General features: G+C 62.1%; 19 protein-coding genes and 2 pseudogenes. 9 read left to right on the forward strand and 12 right to left on the reverse strand.

Features of this window, described 5'->3' with window-relative positions; translation table 11 throughout:
• Nucleotides 1–66: 66 nt before the first annotated feature.
• The 3 genes from BDD18_RS04130 to BDD18_RS04140 form a co-directional block, all read right to left on the reverse strand.
• Nucleotides 67–906, reverse strand: a complete 840-nt coding sequence (locus BDD18_RS04130; RefSeq protein ID WP_142081548.1) for a carbohydrate ABC transporter permease — start codon at nucleotides 904–906, stop codon at nucleotides 67–69.
• A gap of 13 nt (nucleotides 907–919) precedes the next feature.
• On the reverse strand, nucleotides 920–1,780 hold the full coding sequence (locus tag BDD18_RS04135; protein ID WP_142081550.1) for a carbohydrate ABC transporter permease: 861 nt from the start codon (nucleotides 1,778–1,780) through the stop codon (nucleotides 920–922).
• Between the two features lie 142 nt (nucleotides 1,781–1,922).
• The gene (locus BDD18_RS04140; RefSeq protein WP_142081552.1) at nucleotides 1,923–3,254 is read right to left on the reverse strand and encodes an ABC transporter substrate-binding protein; all 1,332 of its coding nucleotides are present in this window, start codon (nucleotides 3,252–3,254) and stop codon (nucleotides 1,923–1,925) included.
• Nucleotides 3,255–3,715: 461 nt separating this feature from the next.
• Between BDD18_RS04140 and BDD18_RS04145 the strand changes: the two genes are divergently transcribed.
• The 6 genes from BDD18_RS04145 (at nucleotide 3,716) to BDD18_RS22395 (ending at nucleotide 7,512) form a co-directional block, all read left to right on the forward strand.
• Nucleotides 3,716–4,570 carry a thymidylate synthase gene (locus tag BDD18_RS04145; protein ID WP_142081554.1) on the forward strand — a complete coding sequence of 285 codons (855 nt, stop codon included), beginning with the start codon at nucleotides 3,716–3,718 and terminating at the stop codon, nucleotides 4,568–4,570.
• A gap of 115 nt (nucleotides 4,571–4,685) precedes the next feature.
• The gene (locus tag BDD18_RS04150) at nucleotides 4,686–5,300 is read left to right on the forward strand and encodes a DUF4337 domain-containing protein (protein ID WP_044402785.1); all 615 of its coding nucleotides are present in this window, start codon (nucleotides 4,686–4,688) and stop codon (nucleotides 5,298–5,300) included.
• Between the two features lie 23 nt (nucleotides 5,301–5,323).
• Nucleotides 5,324–5,827 (forward strand): dihydrofolate reductase, encoded by a 504-nt coding sequence (locus BDD18_RS04155; protein WP_142081556.1) that lies wholly within the window; start codon nucleotides 5,324–5,326, stop codon nucleotides 5,825–5,827.
• 202 nt (nucleotides 5,828–6,029) lie between these two features.
• Nucleotides 6,030–6,224: a hypothetical protein gene (locus BDD18_RS22385; RefSeq protein WP_244938978.1), complete on the forward strand. Its 195-nt coding sequence runs from the start codon at nucleotides 6,030–6,032 to the stop codon at nucleotides 6,222–6,224.
• A 36-nt stretch (nucleotides 6,225–6,260) separates the two neighbouring features.
• Nucleotides 6,261–7,034 (forward strand): FAD-binding oxidoreductase, encoded by a 774-nt coding sequence (locus tag BDD18_RS22390; RefSeq protein WP_244938979.1) that lies wholly within the window; start codon nucleotides 6,261–6,263, stop codon nucleotides 7,032–7,034.
• Nucleotides 7,000–7,512 carry an FAD-binding oxidoreductase gene (locus BDD18_RS22395; protein ID WP_244938980.1) on the forward strand — a complete coding sequence of 171 codons (513 nt, stop codon included), beginning with the start codon at nucleotides 7,000–7,002 and terminating at the stop codon, nucleotides 7,510–7,512. The genes BDD18_RS22390 and BDD18_RS22395 overlap by 35 nt, the downstream gene beginning before the upstream one ends.
• Nucleotides 7,513–7,563: 51 nt before the next feature.
• On the opposite strand, the gene BDD18_RS04165 is transcribed toward BDD18_RS22395, so the two are convergent.
• Entirely contained in the window at nucleotides 7,564–8,898 is a 1,335-nt protein-coding gene (locus BDD18_RS04165) for a diguanylate cyclase domain-containing protein (RefSeq protein ID WP_170207372.1), read from the reverse strand.
• A gap of 185 nt (nucleotides 8,899–9,083) precedes the next feature.
• Between BDD18_RS04165 and BDD18_RS22705 the strand changes: the two are divergent.
• The 3 genes and pseudogenes from BDD18_RS22705 to xth all read left to right on the forward strand — a co-directional run.
• Nucleotides 9,084–9,623: pseudogene (locus tag BDD18_RS22705) on the forward strand (IS630-like element IS1471 family transposase); the annotation flags it as partial.
• A 115-nt stretch (nucleotides 9,624–9,738) separates the two neighbouring features.
• A pseudogene (locus tag BDD18_RS22710) lies at nucleotides 9,739–10,233 on the forward strand (IS630-like element IS1471 family transposase); the annotation flags it as partial.
• 217 nt (nucleotides 10,234–10,450) lie between these two features.
• Nucleotides 10,451–11,230 (forward strand): exodeoxyribonuclease III, encoded by a 780-nt coding sequence (gene xth / locus BDD18_RS04180; RefSeq protein WP_142081560.1) that lies wholly within the window; start codon nucleotides 10,451–10,453, stop codon nucleotides 11,228–11,230.
• Between the two features lie 119 nt (nucleotides 11,231–11,349).
• Here xth and BDD18_RS04185 read toward each other — a convergent pair whose 3' ends face one another.
• The 8 genes from BDD18_RS04185 to BDD18_RS04225 form a co-directional block, all read right to left on the reverse strand.
• Nucleotides 11,350–12,327 (reverse strand): ferritin-like domain-containing protein, encoded by a 978-nt coding sequence (locus BDD18_RS04185; protein ID WP_142081562.1) that lies wholly within the window; start codon nucleotides 12,325–12,327, stop codon nucleotides 11,350–11,352.
• A gap of 214 nt (nucleotides 12,328–12,541) precedes the next feature.
• Entirely contained in the window at nucleotides 12,542–14,155 is a 1,614-nt protein-coding gene (gene ntrC / locus BDD18_RS04190) for a nitrogen regulation protein NR(I) (RefSeq protein WP_142081564.1), read from the reverse strand.
• Nucleotides 14,156–14,465: 310 nt separating this feature from the next.
• Nucleotides 14,466–15,515, reverse strand: coding sequence for an IS110 family RNA-guided transposase (locus BDD18_RS04195; protein WP_125958942.1), 1,050 nt, complete (start codon nucleotides 15,513–15,515; stop codon nucleotides 14,466–14,468).
• 374 nt (nucleotides 15,516–15,889) lie between these two features.
• Nucleotides 15,890–16,921: a nitrogen regulation protein NR(II) gene (gene glnL, locus BDD18_RS04205; RefSeq protein WP_044402831.1), complete on the reverse strand. Its 1,032-nt coding sequence runs from the start codon at nucleotides 16,919–16,921 to the stop codon at nucleotides 15,890–15,892.
• A 63-nt stretch (nucleotides 16,922–16,984) separates the two neighbouring features.
• Nucleotides 16,985–17,506: a hypothetical protein gene (locus tag BDD18_RS04210; protein WP_044402801.1), complete on the reverse strand. Its 522-nt coding sequence runs from the start codon at nucleotides 17,504–17,506 to the stop codon at nucleotides 16,985–16,987.
• A gap of 186 nt (nucleotides 17,507–17,692) precedes the next feature.
• Nucleotides 17,693–19,000, reverse strand: a complete 1,308-nt coding sequence (locus BDD18_RS04215) for an IS4 family transposase (RefSeq protein WP_142081566.1) — start codon at nucleotides 18,998–19,000, stop codon at nucleotides 17,693–17,695.
• A 118-nt stretch (nucleotides 19,001–19,118) separates the two neighbouring features.
• On the reverse strand, nucleotides 19,119–20,534 hold the full coding sequence (gene glnA / locus BDD18_RS04220) for a type I glutamate--ammonia ligase (RefSeq protein WP_142081568.1): 1,416 nt from the start codon (nucleotides 20,532–20,534) through the stop codon (nucleotides 19,119–19,121).
• Between the two features lie 167 nt (nucleotides 20,535–20,701).
• On the reverse strand, nucleotides 20,702–21,523 hold the full coding sequence (locus BDD18_RS04225; protein WP_142081570.1) for a competence/damage-inducible protein A: 822 nt from the start codon (nucleotides 21,521–21,523) through the stop codon (nucleotides 20,702–20,704).
• Between the last annotated feature and the right edge of the window lie 2 nt (nucleotides 21,524–21,525).

Raw genomic sequence — 21,525 nt, forward strand, 5'->3', positions numbered from 1 at the left:
CGGCTTTGCCGGGCCGCTGGCTGCGCCCCCTGCAGGGGGAGGCGCCGAAGGCGCTTCGGGGGGGAGTCATTTCACAGCACCGAAGGTCAGGCCCTGCACGAGCTGCTTCTGGCTGAACCAGCCAAACACCACGATGGGCGCAATCGCCATGAGCGACGCGGCAGACAACTTGGCCCAGAACAGGCCCTCGGGGCTGGAGTACGACGCGATCAGCGTGGCCAGCGTGCCTGCCTTGGCGGCGCTGAGGTTCAGGCTCCAGAAGGCCTCGTTCCACGACAGCACCAGGCACAGGAGGCCGGTGGATGCCAGGCCGCCCATGCCCAGTGGCAGCAGCACCAGGCGCACCTCTTGCCACAGCGTGGCGCCGTCCATGCGGGCGGCCTCCAGAATCTCGCGCGGAATGTCCTTGAAGTGCGAGTACAGCATCCAGACCATGATGGGCAGGTTGGACAGCGCGAACACGATGATGAGTGCGAGCTGCGTATCGAGCAGGTGGCTCTTTTGCGCCAGCACGTAGATGGGCACCAGCGCGCCCACGGCGGGCATCATCTTGGTCGAGAGCATCCACATCAGGATGTCTTTGGTGTACTTGCCCTTGAAGAACGCCATGGCATACGCTGCGGGGGCTGCGAGCATGAGGCCCAGCAGCGTGGAGAGCACGCTGGTGATGACAGAGTTCTTGGCGTACAGCAGGTAGTCGCTGCGCTCTTGCACTTCGTGGAAGTTTTCGATCGTGGGCGTGAACAGAATTTGCGGCGGCACAGCAATGGCCTGCAGCTCGGTCTTGAAGGCGGTGAGGAACAGCCAGGCCAGCGGAAACACCAGCAGCAGGGCCACGGCCCAGGCCAGGGCGGTGCGCAGGGCCAGCAGGCCCAGCGGGAATCGTGAACGGCGTCGTGCGGTCATAAAAATGCGTGCCTTACTTGTCGAGGTTTTTGCCGACCATGCGGATCAAAAACACCGCGGCGATATTGGCCAGCACCACGGCAAACAGTGCTCCGGCCGAGGCCACACCTGCGTCAAAGTTGAGCAGTGCCTGCTTGAAGATGAGGAAGGTGACGTTGGTGCTCGCATCGCCCGGGCCACCGCCCGTGGTGGTGTAGATCTCGGCAAAGATGCTGAGCAGGAAGATCAGCTCGATCATCACGACCACAGCCACCGAGCGGCCCAGGTGCGGCAAGTACAGGTAGCGCAACTGCTGCAGGTAGGTCGCGCCGTCCATCCGGGCGGCTTCGAGCTGCTCATGGTTCATGCTCTGCAGCGAGGTCATGAAGATCAGCGTGGCAAACGGCAGCCATTGCCACGACACCATGACGATGACGGAGAACAGCGGGTAGTCGGTGAGCCAATCCACCGGCTGCGCGCCAAAGAACATCCACACCTGCGCCAGCACGCCGTAGATGGGGTTCATCATCATGTTCTTCCACATCAGCGCGTTCACGGTGGGCATGACGAAGAACGGCGAAATCAGCAACACCCGCACGATGCCGCGCCCCGGAAACGGGTCGTTGATGAGCAACGCAATCGCAATGCCCACCACCACCGTGATCAGGATGACACTGCCCAGCAGCCACACGGTGTTGAGCACCGCCGTGCCAAACGATGGGTCGGTGACGAAATACTCAAAGTTCTCCAGCCCCGCAAAGCCCGACTGGTCGGGCTGCATGAGGTTGTAGCGGATGAGCGAGAAGTAGATCGTCATCACCAGCGGCACGATCATCCACAGGAAGAGCGTGGCCATGGCTGGCGTGAGCAGCAGGCGGGGAAGCAGGCGGTTCATGGGAGTCTCAGAAAAGGTCAACCAAAATAGGCGTTCAGTCGGCACAGCGAGGGACTAGGCGGGGGTGCTGTACCGGAGCCGTACTCACGTACGACGAGGAACACCGGCCCCGTCTCGCCCCGCGCAGTAGCCGAATGAATGCCTATTTGTAGTAGCCGCCCTTTTTCATCTCGCGCTCGGCGGTCACCTGGCTGGCCTTGAGGGCCGCATCCACCGTCGTCTTGCCTGCCAGAGCAGCGCTCATCTGCTGGCCCACGGCGATGCCAATGGCCTGGAACTCAGGAATGGCCGCAAACTGCACGCCCACATACGGGCTCTTGGGCAGGGTCGAATCGTTGGGGTTGGCCGAGTCGATGGCGGTCTTTTCTGCGGCAGCAAAACGCGCAGCTTTCTGGAACTCGGGCGATGCGTAGGTGCTCTTGCGCGTGCCGGTGGGCACGTTGGCCCAGCCATTGGTTTTGGCCACGAGCTGGATGTAGTCCTTGCTGGTGGACCAGGTGATGAACTTCTGCGCGGCGTCGACCTTTTTGGAGCCCGCGGGGATGGCCAGACTCCACGCCCACAGCCAGTTGGCGCCCTTGGGCGTGTTCATGATGGGAGCCTGGGCAAAGGCCATGTGCTCAGCCACCTTGGACTGCTTGGGGTCGCTCACAAACGAGGCTGCAATGGTCGCGTCGATCCACATGCCGCACTTGCCCGAGTTGGTCAGCGCCAGGATTTCGTTGAAGCTGTTGGACGAAGAGCCAGGGGGGCCGTAGTTCTTGAGCAGGTCCACGTAGAAAGTGATCGCGTCCTTCCAGGGCTTGGATTCGAGCTGGGGCTTCCATTGCATGTCGAACCACTGGCCGCCAAACGTATTGACCATCGTGGTGATGAGGGTCATGTTGTCGCCCCAGCCCGGCTTGCCGCGCAGGCAGATGCCGTACACGCCGTTCTTGGGGTCGTGCATCTTGGCGGCCAGGTCCTTGATCTGCGGCCAGGTGGGGCGCTCGGGCACCTGCACACCCGCCTTGTCGGCCAGGTCCTTGCGGTACATGAGCATAGAGCTTTCGGCATAGAACGGTGCGGCAAACAGCTTGCCGTCCACCGACAGGCCGCTGCGCACGGCGGGCAGCAGGTCGTCTGCGTCGTAGGCCGCATCGGTCTTGAGCTCTTGCAGCCAGCCCTTCTTGCCCCAGATGGGCGCCTCGTACAGGCCGATGGTCATCACGTCGAACTGGCCGCCCTTGGTAGCGATGTCGGTCGTCACGCGCTGGCGCAGCACGCCCTCTTCCAGCGTCACCCACTTGAGCTTGATGTCAGGGTTGGCCTGCTCGAAGTTCTTGCTGAGCTTCTGCATCTCGATCATGTGGCCGTTGTTCACGGTGGCGATCACCAGCTCGGTCTGCGCCTGGGCGGCACCGCCGCACACGGTCAGCGCCAGGGCGGCAGCCCAGGCCAGGCGGGCGGGCACGGCACGAAGGGAAGAGGACATCGAAAGGTCTCCTGGATAGTTGGTATGGATTCCGGGGGTCAGCACCGCAGGGCGGCCGGAACCTGTGCAAACCCCAGGTTCCTGCGCTGAGGGGTTGAACGATACCGATCTCCGCTTGCCCAATTGGTACTCAAAACACCAACATCCATACTTCATTGCACCAAAAACCTAGTATTTATCCCTAGTGCCGCCAAATTTGTACGCACAGGTACCCACCCAGAGGTCTTTTGTGCACCGCAGCATCACCTGCACTATCAAAACAATAGCTGCCAGCGCTTGATCTGAAAGCGCTAGAGGCACTTTTGATGGGAATATGGCTTCTGCATGGCGCGGCCCCGCGTGGGCCGTCGCTTCGCCCGCCCTCCGGCTACTGAGAGGCTTCAACGCGCGGGGGCCAGCCCGCTTAAAATCGCCCGCTTGGCCCGGCCCCTGCCGTGTGCCGTTTCACCCTGCGAGCCCCCATGAACCAGCCTGCCTCCCCCACACTGCAACGCCCCGTCCGGTCTCAGTACGAAGACCTCATGCGGCTGGTGTTCACCCAAGGGGTGGAGAAGGCCGACCGCACCGGCACCGGCACCAAGAGCGTGTTCGGCCACCAGATGCGGTTTGATTTGCGTGAAGGCTTTCCGCTGGTCACCACCAAGAAGGTGCACCTCAAATCCATCATCGTTGAGCTGCTGTGGTTCCTCACGGGGTCGAGCAACAACAACTGGCTCAAGGAACGCGGCGTAACCATCTGGGACGAGTGGGCACGCGAGGACGGCGAGCTGGGCCCCGTGTATGGTGTGCAATGGCGCAGCTGGCCCACGCCTGATGGCGGGCACATCGACCAGATCAGCGATTTGATCCAAACGCTCAAGACCAACCCGGACTCGCGCCGCATCATCGTCAGCGCCTGGAACGTGGCCGACCTCAGCAAGATGGCGCTGATGCCCTGCCACGCGTTCTTCCAGTTCTACGTGGCCCCGGCGCAAGAGCCCGGTGGGCGCGGCACTTTGAGCTGCCAGCTCTACCAGCGCAGTGCCGACATCTTTCTGGGCGTGCCCTTCAACATTGCCAGCTATGCGCTGCTCACGCACATGGTGGCGCAGCAGTGCGACCTGGACGTGGGTGACTTCATCTGGACAGGTGGCGATTGCCACATCTACAGCAACCACTACGAGCAGGTCACCACGCAACTGGCCCGTACGCCCTATGCCTACCCCACCCTGCGCATCAAGCGCAAACCGGCCAGCATCTTCGAATACGCGTACGAAGATTTCGAGGTGCTGGATTACCAATGCCACCCGGCCATCAAGGCGCCTGTGGCGGTGTGACCCTGCGCCGGGGCAAGCAGCCGTAGCGCCCCAGACCAAGCGGCGTTTGCCCCTTTCTTTCACCGTAGCCCGGGCGCTGCGGTAGTGCTTAGCAACCCTCTGACCTCCATCCCATATGTCTTCCGGCGGATTTCACGTACACGGCCCCCACGACCACGCCATTGAGCACGCCACGCATGGCCACGGCGAGCACCCTGCAGAGAGCCACGGCACTGAAGGCCATGGCAGCAGCACCAACAAGATCGCAATGTTCACCGCCATCGTCGCCACGGTGGGTGCCATCTTTGCCTACATGGGTGGCGCCACGCAGGCCAATGCGGGGCTGATGAAGAACGATGCCGCCATCAAGAAGACGGAAGCCTCCAACCAGTGGAATTACTTCCAGTCCAAAAGCACCAAGCAGTCGCTGGCCGAACTGGCGCGCGACATGACGCCCAGCGAGCAGGAAAAGGCCAAGTACCAGGCCAAGATTGACCGCTACGAAACCGAGAAGAACGAGATCAAGAAAGCTGCAGAGGGCCTGGAAGCCGAAGCCCGCGCCTTTGATGAAAAGAGCGAAGCGCAGATGCACCAGCACCACCGCTGGGCGCAGGCCACCACGGCGCTGCAGGTTGCGATTGCCCTGGCCGCGATTGCGCTGCTCACACGCAAAAAATGGCTGGAATGGGGCATGTATGGCGTGGCCGCCATTGGCTTGGGCGTAGGCACACTGGCGCTGCTCCATATCTGACCCCTCTCACCGCACAGGCCACCATGCAACCGCTGCACCTGATTTACGCCCGCGCCGCCAATGGCGTGATTGGCAAGGACAACACCATGCCCTGGCACCTGCCCGAGGACATGGCGCATTTCAAGCAACTGACGCAGGGCTGCGCGGTCATCATGGGCCGCAAGACCTGGGATTCATTGCCACCACGTTTTCGGCCGCTGCCGGGGCGCACCAACATCGTGGTCACCCGCCAAAGTGACTGGGAGGCCGAAGGTGCGCTGCGCGCTGACAGCCTCGAAGGCGCGCTGACCCTGGCCCGCGCAGCCACCACCGAGCCCCACCGTCCGGTGTGGGTGATGGGCGGAGCCCAGATCTACGCCCAGGCCCTGCCCCTGGCCAACCGGGTCGAGGTCACAGAGATAGCGCAGGACTTTGACGGCGATGCGTACGCCCCCACGCTGGGCGCTGAATGGAAGGAAGCCACGCGCAGTTCGCATGTCTCCACCAACGGCCTGCCCTTTGACTTTGTGAGCTACGTGCGGGGCTGAGTGGCAATCTCACAAGGGATTGGGAGCCTGCTCTCAGGCCCCACCCAAATGCTCTTGATTTCATAGCTGCTGGCGCTTACCCATCAAGCGCTACAGGCATTTTTACCTCTAAACCGCAGGGCCATCCACTGTGCCCATTTTTTCATGGGCCTGACGTAACCCGCGCGCTACAACGGCGTTTTTCTCAGGAGGGAAAGCGTCCATGGCCCATAGAAAAAGTCTCACACGCGCGGCAAAACAACGCCGCATCGCGCACTTCTTGGCGCAGCCTCTGCAAGCGCCAACCCCTGGCCACAGCGCCACGTTGACGGGGGTACAGAAGGCCGACCTGGAAGCGCGCACCGTCGGGCGCGTGGTCTTTCCGTGGGATGCCGACTACGACGCGGACCGGCAGTAAACCAACCCTGCGTTCCAGTATTACCCCCTGGTCATCGTGTACTGCGCTTGCGAAACCGACGTGCTGGTGAGCATGGGTGTCGCCCGGGACGCGGGCCTGGCGGTATCAGTACGCTCAGGCGGGCACAGCACGGCAGGGTATTCGGTGAACAGCGGCGGCATGGTGATTGACCTGAGCGAGATGAAGGGCGTGGTGCTGGACGAAGACCGGGCGCTGGTGCATGTGCTGCCCGGCACGCCGTTTGAGGTGTTCAACGGCGCACTCAACGGCACGGGCTGGCATGTGCCCACGGGGGCTTGCGGCAGCGTGTGCGTGGCCGGTTTTGTGCAGGGTGGGGGCTATGGCTACACCTCCCGAACCTACGGCATCCAAAGTGACAAGGCAGCAGCGTTTCGCGTGGCGCTGGCCAGCGGAACGGTAGTGACCGCCAACGAACGCGCGAACGCCGACCTGTTCTGGGCCTTGCGGGGCGGCACGGGTGGCAACTTTGGCGTGGTGCTGCAGGTCAGCTACCACATGGTGCGTCTGCCATCGGTGTGGGGCTGGTCCATCACCTGGCAAGCCGAGCAGGCCGCGCAAGTGCTAGAGCTGCTGCAAAAGGACTACACCCGCCAAGGCGCCCCCCGAACAGCTGGGCTACATGATGAACCTGGGCTACTACAACGGGCAGGTGGTGTACATGGTGCAAGGCATGTACTGCGGCCCGCGGGACGAGGGCTACGCTGCCATCGAACCCCTGCTGCAAATCCCAGGCGCACAACTGGTGGTGGACAAGGTGGGCTCCTACCCAGAGCTGAACAACTATTTTGAAGACCACCCCTACCCCCTGCCGCAAGACCTGCCCGACGGCATTTGCGAGACCAAGGCCAGCGGGTATATCGACAAGCCCATTCCCCAGGCGGTGTGGCAGCAGGTGATCGACCAGTTCCACCGGGCCGTCAACCCCTGGAGCATGGTCTACACCGAGCCCTACGGCGGCGCGATTGCCCGCTACCCGGTGGAAGGCAGCGCCTTTGTGCACCGCCATGTGGACATGGACATCGTGATTGACGGCAGCTGGCGCAACGAGGAAGAACGCGTGAAAGTACAGGCCTGGATCGACGGGCTGTACGACCTGCTGAGGCCCTACATGAACGGGCATGTGTACCAAAACTACCCCGACCGGACTCTGAAGGACTTTGCCAAGGCCTACTGGGGCGATGCAACGTACCGGCGGTTGCGCGAAATCAAGACGAAGTACGACCCCACCAACTTCTTCTGCTACGAGCAGAGCATTGCACCGTTGTAAGCCGCGCCTGCGGGCTGGGCGTGGTGCCGCGCCTTGCGGGGCGCAGGGCACTCAGGCCGAGACAGGCACTGCGTAGTGCACGCTGCCCTTGCCGCGCCGCTTGGCTTCGTACATGGCGTGGTCGGCGCGGGTCAGCAACTCGTCCACCTGCGCGGGCAGCGGCGGGTGGGCGGCCACCCCGATGCTCACACCCAGTGTCACCTGTACACCATCGGTGTCGGGCAGCGCAAAGGGCGTGTCAAAAATCTGCAGCAGGCGGTCGAGGAACTGCTGGAGTTCCTGCGGGCTGTGTTTGCCACGCATCAGGATGGTGAACTCGTCGCCCCCCAGCCGCGCCAGCGTGTCGCCTGCGCGCACCACATGCCCCAGGCGCTGGGCTACCAGGCGCAGCACGGTGTCGCCCATGTGGTGGCCGTGCAGATCGTTCACATCCTTGAAGCCGTCCAGGTCCATGAACAGGATGACCACGCCCTCGGTGGCGTCACCGCCCTGCCCGTCCAGGCTGCCCACAGCCTCGTGCGCCCGCACCATGAAGGCACCGCGGTTCAGCAGCCCTGTGAGCGAATCGTGCTGCGCCAGATGCAGCAGTCGGTCTGCAGCGGCGACGCGCTCGGTAATGTCCTCGATCTGGCACATGATGGACACCGTCTCGCCGCGCAGATTGATGAGCGCAGAGTTGAACCACATGCAGTGCTGCACGCTGCCATCGGGCCGGATGAAAGAGGCCTCGACCCGGTTTTGGCGCTCAGCCCCGGCCAGCAGGCGGTGAAACGCCTTGCGCAGCGCGCTGACCCGTGCGCCATCGCCCACCAAATTCAAGAGCGATTCGCCCTGGTGGGCGGCGTGGTGCCAGCCAAACCACTCGGTAGCGCGACTGGAGCAATGCACAAGGCCCAACTGCGCATCCAGCTCCACCACGGCCAGCGGGCTGTTTTCCATGTGCGAAAGAATCTTTTGATTGGCTGCACGCAGCGCTTCCGTGGTCACCTTGAGCTCGTGCACCTCCAGCGCAGAATTGACCAGACCACCGACTTGCCCATCCTCATCAAGCCAAGGGTGCAGGCTGATGGAGAACCAGACCTCATGCCCCTCGAAGTTGCAAATCTGCCGCTGGTAGGTGACCTCATGGCCCGCCAGGGCGCGATCAATATGGGGGCCAAACTGCGCGCGGGCAGCCTCGCTGTACAGCGAAGTCAAAGTGCGGCCCAGCAGTTCCTTGGGGCGCACCTTGAACCAGTTGGCATAGGCCTCGTTGGCGTACAGGATGTTCAGACTGGTGTCGACCACGCAGATCGTCGCGCCTGTATGGCGAGTGACGATGTCCAGCAAGTGCGGTGCGGGCAATGACTCGCCAAGGGCTGCAGAGTGGGATAGACGTTCGTTCATAGAAAGCAGGCGACACCAAAGGACTCCAAAGCGAACGGGGTCCAACCCATCTGGGACCCTCATCCCAACGCCAGACAACAAGCCACTGAAAGCCACCAGGGGCTGAGCGGCCGCGTAGCGACACTAGGATATAGATGAGGCCCAATAAAGTATGAATTTTCTCTGCGTTTTCTGGTCAGAGATTGATGGAAAAAGAAAACGCAAGAAAGCAAACGCTGGAGCAACTTCACGAGCGCCGCAAGCAAGTCGTTCGGCTGCACAAGAAGGGCATCAAGATCATGCAAATCGTGGAGATGACAGGGCTGAGCTACCCGCCAGTGCGCGCCACGATTGATCTGTTTGAAGCTGGTGGCTGGGGCGCCATCCGACCAGCCTTGCGAGGGCGCAGCCCAGGGGATGGCCGTGTGCTCAGCCCAGCGCAAGAAGAGACGATTCAGCGGATGATTATTGACAAGCGGCCCGAGCAACTCAAGATGGACTTTCATCTGTGGAGCCGAGCTGCCGTGAGCCAATTGATCGAGCAAGAATTTGGCGTAAAGCTACAGACTCGAAGTACCGGAAAGTACCTCACCCGCTGGGGCTTCACACCGCAAAAGCCCATCAAGCGAGCTTATGAGCAAAGCCCTGCCGCAGTACAAGCTTGGTTGGAGGGCGAGTATCCCGGTATCGAGCAGCGCGCCAGAGCTGAAGGGGCGGAAATTCACTGGGGCGATGAGACGGCGTTGGTTATTGAGTCGGCACCTTTGAACTTGAACAAGCCGTTCGGGCTGAGCCTGTCGAAGCCTTGCGCAGAGCTTCGAACCGCATCAACGCATTCAAGTTGGTTGATGCCGACTCAATAACACCGACGTGCGCGGCAGAAGCTATGCGCCGACAGGCAAAACTCCGGTGACCATGGCTATCGGTGGCACGCGTCAGAAGCTATCGATGATTGCAACAGTGACCAACCAGGGCAAGACACGCTGGATGATCATTGATGAAGCATTTGACGCCGACAAGCTCATTGAATTCCTGCAAGCCTTGATCAAGGATGCTGGGAAAAAAGTCTTTTTGATTCTGGACAATTTGCGCGTGCATCACAGCAAACTTGTGAAGGCTTGGGTGGCCGAACATCAAGACCAGATTGAGCTGTTTTACTTACCCAGCTACAGCCCCCAGCTCAATCCAGAGGAGCGTCTGAATGCGGATCTCAAGCAAGAGATAGGCAAGCGAGTGCCGGTAAGAACCAAGGCCAAGTTACGCGAGGCTGCCAATGATCACATGGCGATGCTGGAGCAAAACCCTGAGCGCGTTATTGGCTACTTCCAAGATCGTTACGTTCGCTACGCGGCTTAATACTTCACAGGGCCGGATCAATAACCCAGGCCACCCAAGACAGCACCTTGAATCATGGGCAATCTATCAACTGCCCGCCTCCCAGTGGGGAGGCGGCCACAATGCAGCCTGACGCGGCGCCTTCAACCGCCCCGAACCCGCCACCTCACCTGAAGCTGGGCGCCCCAACAGGTTCTAATCCTCTCCATCTCTGGACCCCATCACACCACATCCACCCATGAAAATTGCCACCTGGAACGTCAACTCCCTGTCTGTGCGCCTGCCCCAAGTGCTGGCCTGGCTGGCCACCAACCCGGTGGATGCCTTGTGCCTGCAAGAGCTGAAGCTGACCGACGACAAGTTTCCGCACGTTGCACTGCAAGACGCGGGCTACCACGCCGTGGCGTTTGGGCAAAAGACTTACAACGGCGTGGCCATCCTGACCCGCACGCCGGTGCGTGATGTGGTGCGCAACATTCCGGGGTTTGACGACGAGCAATCCCGCGTGATCGCCGCTACGCTGGACACCCCCGAGGGCCCGCTGCGCTTGCTCAATGGCTACTTTGTGAATGGCCAGGAGCCCGGCTCGGAAAAGTTCGCCTACAAGATGCGCTGGCTGCAGGCTCTGCACGACTGGATTCAGGCCGAAATGGCCGTGCACCCGCGTCTGGTGCTGGTGGGTGACTTCAACGTGGCGCCCGAAGACCGCGACTCTTACGACCCGGAGGGCCTGCGCGAAACCATTCACCACACCACGCAAGAGCGCGACCATTTCAAGGCGCTATTGGCGCTGGGGCTGACGGATGCCTTTCGCATGTTTGAGCAGCCAGAGAAGTCTTTTTCATGGTGGGATTACCGTATGCTGGGCTTTCAGAAAAACCGGGGCTTGCGCATTGACCACATTCTGGTGAGCGAAGCGCTGCGCCCCCAGGTCACCGGGTGCGTGGTAGACCGCGCCCCGCGCAAGAACCCCCAGCCCAGCGACCACGCGCCGGTGGTGGTCACCCTCGGCGCCTGATCCACGCGCACGGCCCCCTACCAACGCACCACGCAAAAAAGCTGCAGAGCTTTCACTCTGCAGCCGCTAGCTTGATAACAGGCCGGGACACCCCCGGTTTGTTTCGCTTCAGGCGCCGCTTATCGCTGGGCGTAGCTGTCGCGCAACGCGCGCACTTCGTCGTGGTTGCGCTTGGCGCCCTGGGCCTGGCGCTCCAGCAGCGCGCGCACGTCGGCGGGCAACGTGGCGTTCAAGGCCTTGCGATAGCGGGCCACCGCAGCGTCTTCACCACGCTCGCACTCCTCCAGAACGGCCTTGTCGTCGCGTGATGACAGCGCAGCCTTCACCGACACCCAGCCCCGGTGCACCGCCCCTGCGATGGTGCCGCCGGAAGCGGGCTCGCCCCCAAAGCGGCGAATTTCGCGCTCCAGCTCTTGCGCTGCTGCGGCGCACTGCTGCGAGTGGCGCAGGAAGATACTCTTGAGTTCGGCCGAATCTGCATGGTCGGCGCAGGATTGGAAGCCGTACTCGCCGTCGCGGGCAGACTCCAGCACGTCGTTGAGGACTTCCACCACATCGTCACCGTCAGACGCATCCATGGCTCCCACGGCACTCGCAGCGCCCTGGGTGCCTGCGCTGCCCAGGCGGGTGTGGGCACGGGTGGAAGCGCGATCCCAGGCCGCCCGGGTCGCAGGCCGCACATCAGACCAGGCCAGGCCGCCCGTGGCGTGGCGGGCACGCCAGTCGTCCGCCAGTCGGGGTTCCACGGCATCGAAGTCGCCTTCATAGCGGCCCACGGCAGACCAGCCCAGCTCGTAGGCCGGACGGTATTGCTCGTAAGGACGGCCTGGCACGTGGTAAGGCTCGCGGGTGTAGTTGTCACGCCAGTAAGCGTCTTCTTCGGTGGGGTTCACCGCCTCGGCAGCCGCCTTGCCGGCCAGCCCGCCAGCAACGGCACCTGCCACGCCCCCCACCACGGCACCCACTGGCCCGCCAAAAGCACCAGCGGCTGCACCCGCAGCAGCGCCGCCCAGGGCTGCGCCTATGCCGGTGCCCACGGGGTGTGCGCCTGGCTCATCGGTAATGGGGTCACGGTTGGCATCTCTGTAATCCGACATAAAAAATCTCCGGTTGGTTGACAGTGATTTCATTATTGAAACCACCGCCCGCCACCGAGGTCGGAAGAAGGACCCCACCGGTGTAGGACAGGGTGCCCCTGTCTTGACCGTCACGCCAGTGCTGCAGCGCGGCCCGAGGCCGCACACAGACATCGTTCAGCAGCTATCAATTCAATAGCTGCTGGCGCTTATCCCATGAGCGCTAGAGGCCAATTCAGCCTTCATCTGCCGCATCCAGGCCCAGTTCCTGGATCTTGCGGGTGATGGTGTTACGACCGATGCCCAGGCGCTGCGCGGCTTCCATGCGCCTGCCGTGGGTGGCCACCAGCGCGGTGCGGATCAGCTGCGATTCAAACCGGCGGTTGAGTACATCCCACACATCTGGCTCGCCCGTGGCGAGCAGCTTTTGCGCTTCTGCCTCCAGCGCATGCTCCCACCCCAGGGGCGTAGCTACGGGCGGTGCAGCCACGGGAGCTACAGCGTCACCCAGGGGCCTGATGGATGCATCGGCTGGCGGGGCTGCCCAACCCGCAGACCCCTGGCTGGGCACAGCCACCGGCACCATGGCAGCTGCAGCGGGCGCGGGTTCAGGAAGGGGCACAGGTGCTGGGCTGGGCGTAGCCGCCACGGGCTCGGCGACCGGCACCAAGGGTGCCTCCAGCACTTCAGGGGGCAGGTCTTGCAGCGAGATCACCTGTGCAGGCGCCATCACCGTAAGCCAGTGGCAGATGTTCTCCAGCTGCCGCACGTTGCCCGGAAACGAAAACTGCTCCAGGCGGGCCAGTGCTGCATCCGAAATGCGCTTGGGCTCCACCCCCAGCTGCCGCGCACTTTGCTGCAGAAAGTGGCGGGTGAGCATGGGCACATCGGCGTGGCGCTCGCGCAGCGCGGGCAGCCGCAGGCGAATCACGTTCAGGCGGTGGAACAAGTCTTCACGGAACCCGCCTTCCTTCACGCGCTGCTCCAGGTTCTGGTGGGTGGCGGCAATCACACGCACATGCGACTTGACGGCAGCATGGCCACCCACACGATAGAACTGCCCGTCAGACAGCACGCGCAGCAGGCGGGTCTGCAGGTCAAACGGCATGTCGCCGATTTCGTCCAGAAAGAGCGTGCCGCCCTCGGCTTGCTCAAAGCGCCCGCGCCGCTGCGTCTGCGCACCGGTGAAGGCGCCGCGCTCATGGCCAAACAGTTCGGACTCCAGCAGGTCCTTCGGGATGGCCGCCGTGTTGATGGCCACGAACGGCCCGTCAGCCACGGGCGAATGTTTGTGCAGCGCGCGCGCCACCAGTTCCTTGCCCGAGCCCGATTCACCGGTAATGAGCACTGTGACCACGCTTTGGCTCAGCCGGCCGATGGCGCGAAACACGTCCTGCATGGCAGGCGCCTGGCCCAGCATTTCGGGAGTGGCAGTCTGGCGCTCTTCGGTCACCTCTTCGCGCTGGCTTTCTTCGACCGCGCGGCGGATCAGCTCCACCGCTTTGGGCAAATCAAACGGCTTGGGCAGGTATTCAAACGCGCCACGCTGGAAGGCCGAGACGGCACTGTCCAGATCGGAATACGCCGTCATGATGATGACGGGCAAGCCCGGCTGCATCTCGCGCACTTTCTCCAGCAGCTGCAGCCCTGAGCCGCCGGGCATCCGAATGTCGCTGACCAGTACCTGGGGGCCTTGTCGGGCTGGGTCACCCGCCGTCACATCGGCCAGGGCGTCGAGCACCTCGCGCGGGTGGGTGAAGCTGCGCGTGGGCAGGTTCTCGCGCGCCAGCGCTTTTTCCAAGACGAAGCGGATCGACGGGTCATCATCTACTAACCAGATCGGCTTCATGTGTGTTTACCTTCCCTGTGGTTGTTGCTTAAGAACCTTATATGGACGCCCCGAATAAGCCAAGCCCTCACTCACTGCTGCCAAGAAGGTAAAGATTGCACCCGTATATCCGGACTTGTTGTGGCGCGAGCCACGGTCCCTGATGGGAATCGCTGGTGGAGGTCCTATCGGTTCAACGCACTCCAAGTGCCACGTTCTTATCGGATTTCATCCACCACGGTCTGACCTGTCTTGCCATCACTTCATGATTGCTTGAGCAATCGGTTGGTTTTCTCCCGCTCCTCGTTCTTGTCGTGCCGGCGCTAGTTGCTCAGACCGACTCTCGTACGTAGCCCGGCTCGTAGCTCCTGTCATGCGCGAGCAACGCCCACACGATGCGGGCATTCTTGTTGGCCAGCGCCACCGCCGCTACGTTCTTGTTGCGCCGCTGCAGCACACCATTGAGCCAGCCACACTGCGCGCTGCCCTGGCCTTGGTGCTGGTCTTTTTTCTGGGCGTGATAGATCACCGAGCGCGCTCCGTGAATCAGCAAGGTGCGCAAATACGTGTCGCCCCGTTTGCTGATACCCAGCAGGTTTTGTTTGCCCCCGCTGGAGTGTTGGCGTGGCACCAGCCCTAGCCAGGCTGCCACCTGCCTGCCATCCTTGAAGTTCTTTGCATCCCCCAGAGATGCCACCAATGCGCAGGCCGTGATGGGGCCAATGCCGGGGATCTGCCCGAGTTTGCGACTCAAGTCGCTTTGGCGGTGCCAGGCCACGATTTGTGCCTCCAGCTCCTGCACCTGGCAGTCAAGCTCCTTGAGGTGCTCGAGCAGACGTTGTATCAACAGTCTAAACACGCCGGGCAACTCGTTGGCTGCATCCTCAATGAGCATTGGCACCCGTTGGGTAATGTGGCCTATGCCTTGGGGAACGATCACCCCAAACTCGGCCAGCAGGCCCCGGATCTGGTTGGCCTGTGCAGTGCGGGCCTTGACAAAGCCCTGGCGCACCCGGTGCAGGGCCAGCACGCCTTGCTGCTCCACGTTCTTGATCGGTACGAAGCGCATGCTCGGGCGGGTGACGGCTTCGCAGATGGCAGCCGAATCGGCTGCATCGTTCTTGTTGGTCTTGACGTAGGGCTTGACGAACTGGGGTGCCATCAGGCGCACGGTGTGGCCCATGCCCTGAAGCTTGCGCGCCCAGTGGTGGGCGCTGCCGCAGGCTTCCATGCCAATCAGGCAGGGCGGCAGGTTCACGAAGAAGGCAGCCATCTGTTCGCGCTTGAGCGGCTTGTTGAACACGGCTTTGCCGTGCTCATCCACGCCGTGGACCTGGAACACATTCTTGGCCAAATCGATGCCAATGGTTGTAATCTTCATGGTGGACGCTCCTGCTCGTTGAGGTGGAAAAACTGACATCTCCACTGTGGCACTTTCGATGCCGTTTAGGGTGGGGGCGTCCATCCCATTGGTTCAAAGTCTTTATGGAGTTGCACAAGCGTCTTGCCGGGATGGGCTGCCAGGCGCAGCGCGCAGCCCACATTCATCCAAGGTGGCCCGTGCTATTGGCAAGCGGTGCAACGCCGCAGACCGCCCGGCAAGGCACTTGCCCGAAGGGTTGGAGTGAAATCGGGCGATTGGAGGCCCCGGCTGCTTGCATGGGCACGAGCCCATGCGGCGCACCCGAAGCATCCACTCATCCCGATTGCACTCCAATGCAATCTCCAAAAAGACTTTGAACAGGTTCTAAGACCTCAGGGGAGCGGAATCAGGATTCGGAAATCGGTGCGACCCGGAACACTGTCGCACTCGATCAACCCGTGGTGTCGCTGCACAAATGTCTGTGCCAGCGTCAAACCCAACCCTGACCCTCCGTCACGCCCTGACACCAGCGGGTAAAAAATCCGCTCTTTGATGGCATCGGGCACCCCGGGTCCGTTGTCGATGACATGCAATTCCAGTGCCAGGCGATAGCGTTGGCGACCAAAGGTGACTTGCCGCGCCACCCGGGTGCGCAAGGTGATCACGGCATCGCCCTGTGCGATACGCTCGGTCAGGGCCTGCGCCGCGTTTTGCACCACATTGAGCAGCGCCTGGATGAGCTGCGCGCGGTCGCCCCGAAACTCTGGGATGGAGATGTCGTAATCGCGAACCACCTTGAGCCCCTGGGGGTACTCCACCAGCACCAGCGAGCGAACGCGTTCGCACACCTCGTGGATGTTCACGTCTCCCACCAGATGGGGGTGCCGGTGGGGGGCCAGCAGGCGGTCAACCAGGCTTTGCAGCCGGTCGGCCTCGTGGATGATGACCTGGGTGTATTCCTTGAGGTCTCGGCTTTCGAGCTCCATCTCCAGCAGCTGCGCGGCGCCGCGAATGCCGCCCAGCGGGTTCTTGATCTCGTGCGCCAGGTTGCGAATCAGCTCCTTGTTGGCCAGTGCCTGCTCGCGCAGGCGCTCCTCGCGGTCCTGGCGGGCCTGCTGCTCCAGCGGCCACAGCTCTACCAGCATCTCGCCCATGCGCTCGGAAGCTGCCACGTTCACATGCACCGGCACCGGGTCTTGCGTGGGCCGTCGCAGGCTGGCCTCAAACCGCAGCGCGGCAAAGTCTTGCACCTTGGCCCCGGTGAGCGCTGTTTGCAGCAGCGCAGGGTCGGTAAAGAAGGCGGAGAAATCAGCGCCTTCAAGCGTGCGACGCGACAGGCCCAGCGTGTTCTCCAGCGCTGCATTGGCAAACTGCACAGCCCCATCGGCGCGCAGCACGGCGATCAGCGTGGATAGAAGGTCCAGAGAATGAAAACGGCTGAGGCCCTGGTTGGCGTCAGCCGCAGTGGAAGTGCTCACGGGTCAGAATCAGTTGGCGGGCAAACGGCTCAGCTCACGCTTGATACCGGCAATATCGCTCTCGCTGCGCGCCACGGAAGCCTTGAGTTCTGCCGTGCGCTCCATATAGCGCTGGGGGTTGCGCAAATCCAGCGCATTGCGCTCTGGCTGGCCGCCGTTGTATTCCTTGACCAGCTCGGCATGGCGGGCTTCGGCTTTGCGCAGTTCGGCTTCCAAAATCGCGCGGGCATCGGAGTCGCGGGCGCGCTGGTCGTTGTTGGTCACCCGCGGTGCGCCAGCTGGGGAGGCAGACGTGGCCGATGACGATGATGCGGCAGACGCCCCACCACCGGACGCAGCGCCCCCGCCGCCCGAGGGGCGTGAGCCTTGAATCACCGTGACGTTGCCGCCCTCCACCAACTTGCAGCCACGTTCTTTGGCCTGCGTGGCGTTGTTGGTGTATTCATTTCCACAGCGATAGATTCGGTCTTGCGCAAAAGCGGCCACGGGCAAGGCCGCAATGATCCACAGGGTAAGTAGCGTTTTTTTCATAGAGTTCCTCGCACTGCTCATGCAGGATTGCCTTGGAGTATCCCCCAATCGCTGCTCATAGCCAATGCAGCGCCGCCCACGTCACGGAGGGATTTGTGTGAGGATGCAACGCTTGCAAACACCCGGGCAGGCGTCTCGAAACAGAGGCCCCAAGAAAAAAGGCGGCCGGAGCCCAATGCCAGTCAGTTAAGAGCTGACTGGCATTTTTTTCGTTGGGAATTTGGAAGCGCGTTTTTTGACGACCCTTGGGAAGCTGCGCCCAGTGCGGCGTGGCGGCAGCACGAAGTGTCGCGATTGCGCCAACAGGGCTGCCAACTGCTTGGGCAAGGTGCCCGCAGAGTCTAGGCTGGGGACCGCCAGTAAGTTCACGATGGCGTAGCTGGCTGTGTGGAAGCTGATGCGCTGGGGCTCGACCTGGACGTGCGCTGCCATCTCGCGCATCCAGCGGCGCAGCAGCGTGTAGGCGATCAGCACGCCCCACAGCTCCTGGCGCACCAGCGCGGGCTGCTTGCTGCGCAGCACCGGCTCACCCTCCTGCAGGGTCTGCTTGATCTCCCGGAACCCCAACTCGATCTCCCAGCGCTGGTGGTAGAGCTCGGCCAGCTCCTGCGCCGGATGCGTGCGGGGACACAGCAAGGATGTGATGAAGCGGCGCAGCCGTCCACCCACGCTCACCTCGATCAGGCGTGCCTGCCAGTGGCTGGGCAGATGCGGGTGTGCCTTGCGCGCTTGTGGGGACACCGGCATGCGGATCAGCGCATCGCCGCACGCCAGTTGCTGGACGATCTCATGGCGCAGATTGTCCCGCGCGCGCATCAACCAGTGGCGCTGCGTACCCGCAGCCTGCCAGTCCAACAAGAACGCTGCCGAGAAGTACGCTCGGTCAAACAGGGTCACGGAGTGATCCTCGCCGCGCAACTGCGCTGCCAGGCTCAATTCGCCGCAGTCCATGGCGCCGAGCTTGGCATCAAGCATTTCGTGGCTGTGTGTGTCCATCAGGCAAGTGGCGCGGATCTGCGGCCAGGGCGAGAGGCCATGCTGGTTGCTGCAGCTGCCCAGTTCGACTCGATTCTCAGGGGTGTCCGGCGCCGACCAGACCACACCATCCACAGCCAGTACGCGCAGTGGCTGGCGCACATTCACCGCAGGACGGCTCCAGGCTTGGGTCAGTAGAGCGAACAGCTCGGCTAAAGGCTCCTCGCCCAGGCGCTGGCGGGCTTGCACGCTGACACTCGGTGCAGGCGGCGCTTGTCCATCCAGGCTCAAATCCAGCTGCTGCACCACATGCCACAGTGGCCGGTCGCGAAACAGCGCCAGTCCGATCACAAGCCACACGGCATGTTCGGCAGGCAGCTTGCGCCGGCGGATGGAGGCCTTGCCGCTGGTCCCCAGCGCCTGTGCGATCCAGGCAGGGTCTATCAACGCGCTGAGCTGCTCGAGGCGATCAGGTACTCGGGGCAGGGTCTGGCGCAAGGCGTTTGCAAGCAGGCTCATCAAGCAAAAAAGGGAACGTGTTGAACACGCTCCCTTTTACTGGATCAAGCCGCCTGCGGGCTTAACTGACTGGCATTGGGCCGAAGCCGCCTTTTGGTTGATCACCCAAGACGGGCAATCACAGCGAGTAGTACATGTCGTACTCGACGGGATGCACGGCCATGCGGAAGCGGGTCACTTCAGCCATCTTCAGCTCAATGTAGGCGTCGATCATGCTGTCGGTGAACACGCCACCCTTGGTCAGGAACGCGCGATCCTTGTCCAGGTGCTCCAGCGCTTGGTCGAGGCTGTGGCACACGGTGGGCACCAGCTTGTCTTCCTCTGGGGGCAGGTGGTACAGGTCCTTCGTCGCGGCTTCGCCGGGATGGATCTTGTTTTCCACGCCGTCCAGACCCGCCATCAACAGGGCGGCAAAGCCCAGGTAGGGGTTCATCAGTGGATCGGGGAAGCGGGCTTCCACGCGGCGGCCCTTGGGGTTGGCCACGTAAGGAATACGGATCGAAGCGGAGCGGTTCTTGGCAGAGTACGCCAGCTTCACAGGCGCCTCGAAGTGAGGAACCAGGCGCTTGTAGCTGTTGGTGCCAGGGTTCGTGATGGCGTTCAGGGCACGGGCGTGCTTGATGATGCCGCCGATGTAGTACAGGGCGTAGTCAGACAGGCCAGCGTAGCCGTCGCCAGCAAACAGGTTCTTGCCGTCTTTCCACACGGACTGGTGCACGTGCATGCCGGAGCCGTTGTCGCCGTGGTAAGGCTTGGGCATGAAGGTGGCGGTCTTGCCGTAGGCGTTGGCCACGTTGTGGATCACATACTTTTGCAGCATGGTCCAGTCAGCGCGCTCGACCAGCGTGCTGAAGCGGGTACCGATTTCGTTCTGGCCAGCACCTGCCACTTCGTGGTGGAACACTTCAACCGGAATACCCAGGGATTCGAGAATCAGGGACATCTCGGCGCGCATGTCTTGCGTGCTGTCGACGGGAGGCACGGGGAAATAGCCGCCCTTGACGGTGGGACGGTGGCCGCGGTTGCCGCCTTCGAGCTTGGAGCCGGTGTTCCAGGGGGCTTCGTACTCTTCGATTTCGTAGAAGGTGTGGTTGGGCTCTGTGCTCCAGCGCACGCCGTCGAAGATGAAGAATTCTGGCTCAGGACCAAAGTAGGCGGTATCGCCCAAACCAGAAGCCTTCAGGTAGGCTTCGGCGCGCTTGGCGATGGAGCGTGGATCGCGGTCGTAGGCCTTGCCATCGCTGGGCTCGATCACATCGCAGGTCAGGATCAGCGTGGTTTCTTCAAAGAAGGGATCGATGTTGGCGCTGCTCGGGTCAGGAATCAGCTGCATGTCGGAGGCTTCAATACCCTTCCAGCCGGCAATCGAAGAGCCGTCGAAGGCGTGGCCCGAAATGAACTTGTCTTCGTCAAAGTGAGAGACAGGCACCGTGGTGTGCTGCTGCTTGCCACGGGTATCGGTAAAACGGAAGTCAACGAACTTGACTTCGTTTTCCTTCACCATCTTCATCACATCTGCAACGGTCTTGGCCATCAGGTTCTCCTGGGTAAAGCGCTTGTTGAAAAATATACTGAAACTAAGCAGGTTGCGTGCCAGCCGCACTCAATCCCGCACTACGGTGGCGCAGTGCACGCAGCCCCTGCGAGAAGCGCACAACACATTGCACCAAAAAGGTTCGCACGCGGTGAAGCCTGCAAGCACTACAAGGTTCGCACCAACTCGGGGCCCATATCCGCACCAATATCGTGCAGACCTTGCAGCAACGCAGTCCAGCCGGCAGGAACCAAATCCTGGGGGCCTTTCACCCCTAGTTCAATATGGCGTCCGTACTGGGGGTGATCCACACTGGGCAGGCTGAACACCCGCAGACCGGGATGGTTACGCTCCACCTGTTCCATGAGGGGCGTCAGGGCAGCCTCCATGGCACCCAGCACGATCACAGAATGCTCCACCTGCGGAGCCACGTGAAAAAGATGGCGATAGTGCTGGTCCAGCACCCACTCCATCATGGGCCACGCCATGACGGGGAAACCTGGGAAAAAATGCACCACTCCGCCCGCGGGGCTGGTGCAGCTGAACCCTGGAATCTTGTTGTACGGGTTAGGAATCACCTCTGCGCCCTGGGGAAATACACCCATGTTCAGACGGTGCACATTGTCGGCGCGCTCAGGCTCGTAGGCAACGCCTTGTTCTTTGGCCACGTCTTGCATCCGCTCGCGAATCAGGGCTGCAGCTGTGTCATGTAGCACCAGCTCACGGCCCAAAGCTTTGGCCGCGCACTGGCGGGTGTGGTCATCCGGCGTTGCCCCGATGCCTCCACAGGAAAAAACAACGTCTGACGATGCAAATCCCCTTTGCAAAGTGGCAGTGAGTCGCTCTGGGTTATCGCCCACGTAGTCGGCGTAAGAAAGCGCAAGGCCTCTCGCCCCTAACAGCTCAATGACTTTGGGCAGGTGCTTGTCCGCACGCTTGCCCGACAGAATCTCGTCGCCGACGATGATCAAACCAAAAGAGGGAGCCATAG

Source organism: Acidovorax temperans (genome assembly GCF_006716905.1).
In the GTDB taxonomy this organism is placed as follows: Bacteria; Pseudomonadota; Gammaproteobacteria; order Burkholderiales; family Burkholderiaceae_C; genus Acidovorax; species Acidovorax temperans.

Bases quoted from the DNA above. Each gene is read 5' to 3' on its own strand.
- BDD18_RS04130 (WP_142081548.1), bottom strand. From the start codon at position 906: ATGACCGCACGACGCCGTTCACGATTCCCGCTGGGCCTGCTGGCCCTG.
- BDD18_RS04135 (WP_142081550.1), bottom strand. From the start codon at position 1,780: ATGAACCGCCTGCTTCCCCGCCTGCTGCTCACGCCAGCCATGGCCACG.
- BDD18_RS04140 (WP_142081552.1), bottom strand. From the start codon at position 3,254: ATGTCCTCTTCCCTTCGTGCCGTGCCCGCCCGCCTGGCCTGGGCTGCC.
- BDD18_RS04145 (WP_142081554.1), top strand. From the start codon at position 3,716: ATGAACCAGCCTGCCTCCCCCACACTGCAACGCCCCGTCCGGTCTCAG.
- BDD18_RS04150 (WP_044402785.1), top strand. From the start codon at position 4,686: ATGTCTTCCGGCGGATTTCACGTACACGGCCCCCACGACCACGCCATT.
- BDD18_RS04155 (WP_142081556.1), top strand. From the start codon at position 5,324: ATGCAACCGCTGCACCTGATTTACGCCCGCGCCGCCAATGGCGTGATT.
- BDD18_RS22385 (WP_244938978.1), top strand. From the start codon at position 6,030: ATGGCCCATAGAAAAAGTCTCACACGCGCGGCAAAACAACGCCGCATC.
- BDD18_RS04165 (WP_170207372.1), bottom strand. From the start codon at position 8,898: ATGAACGAACGTCTATCCCACTCTGCAGCCCTTGGCGAGTCATTGCCC.
- xth (WP_142081560.1), top strand. From the start codon at position 10,451: ATGAAAATTGCCACCTGGAACGTCAACTCCCTGTCTGTGCGCCTGCCC.
- BDD18_RS04185 (WP_142081562.1), bottom strand. From the start codon at position 12,327: ATGTCGGATTACAGAGATGCCAACCGTGACCCCATTACCGATGAGCCA.
- ntrC (WP_142081564.1), bottom strand. From the start codon at position 14,155: ATGAAGCCGATCTGGTTAGTAGATGATGACCCGTCGATCCGCTTCGTC.
- BDD18_RS04195 (WP_125958942.1), bottom strand. From the start codon at position 15,515: ATGAAGATTACAACCATTGGCATCGATTTGGCCAAGAATGTGTTCCAG.
- BDD18_RS04210 (WP_044402801.1), bottom strand. From the start codon at position 17,506: ATGAAAAAAACGCTACTTACCCTGTGGATCATTGCGGCCTTGCCCGTG.
- BDD18_RS04215 (WP_142081566.1), bottom strand. From the start codon at position 19,000: ATGAGCCTGCTTGCAAACGCCTTGCGCCAGACCCTGCCCCGAGTACCT.
- glnA (WP_142081568.1), bottom strand. From the start codon at position 20,534: ATGGCCAAGACCGTTGCAGATGTGATGAAGATGGTGAAGGAAAACGAA.
- BDD18_RS04225 (WP_142081570.1), bottom strand. From the start codon at position 21,523: ATGGCTCCCTCTTTTGGTTTGATCATCGTCGGCGACGAGATTCTGTCG.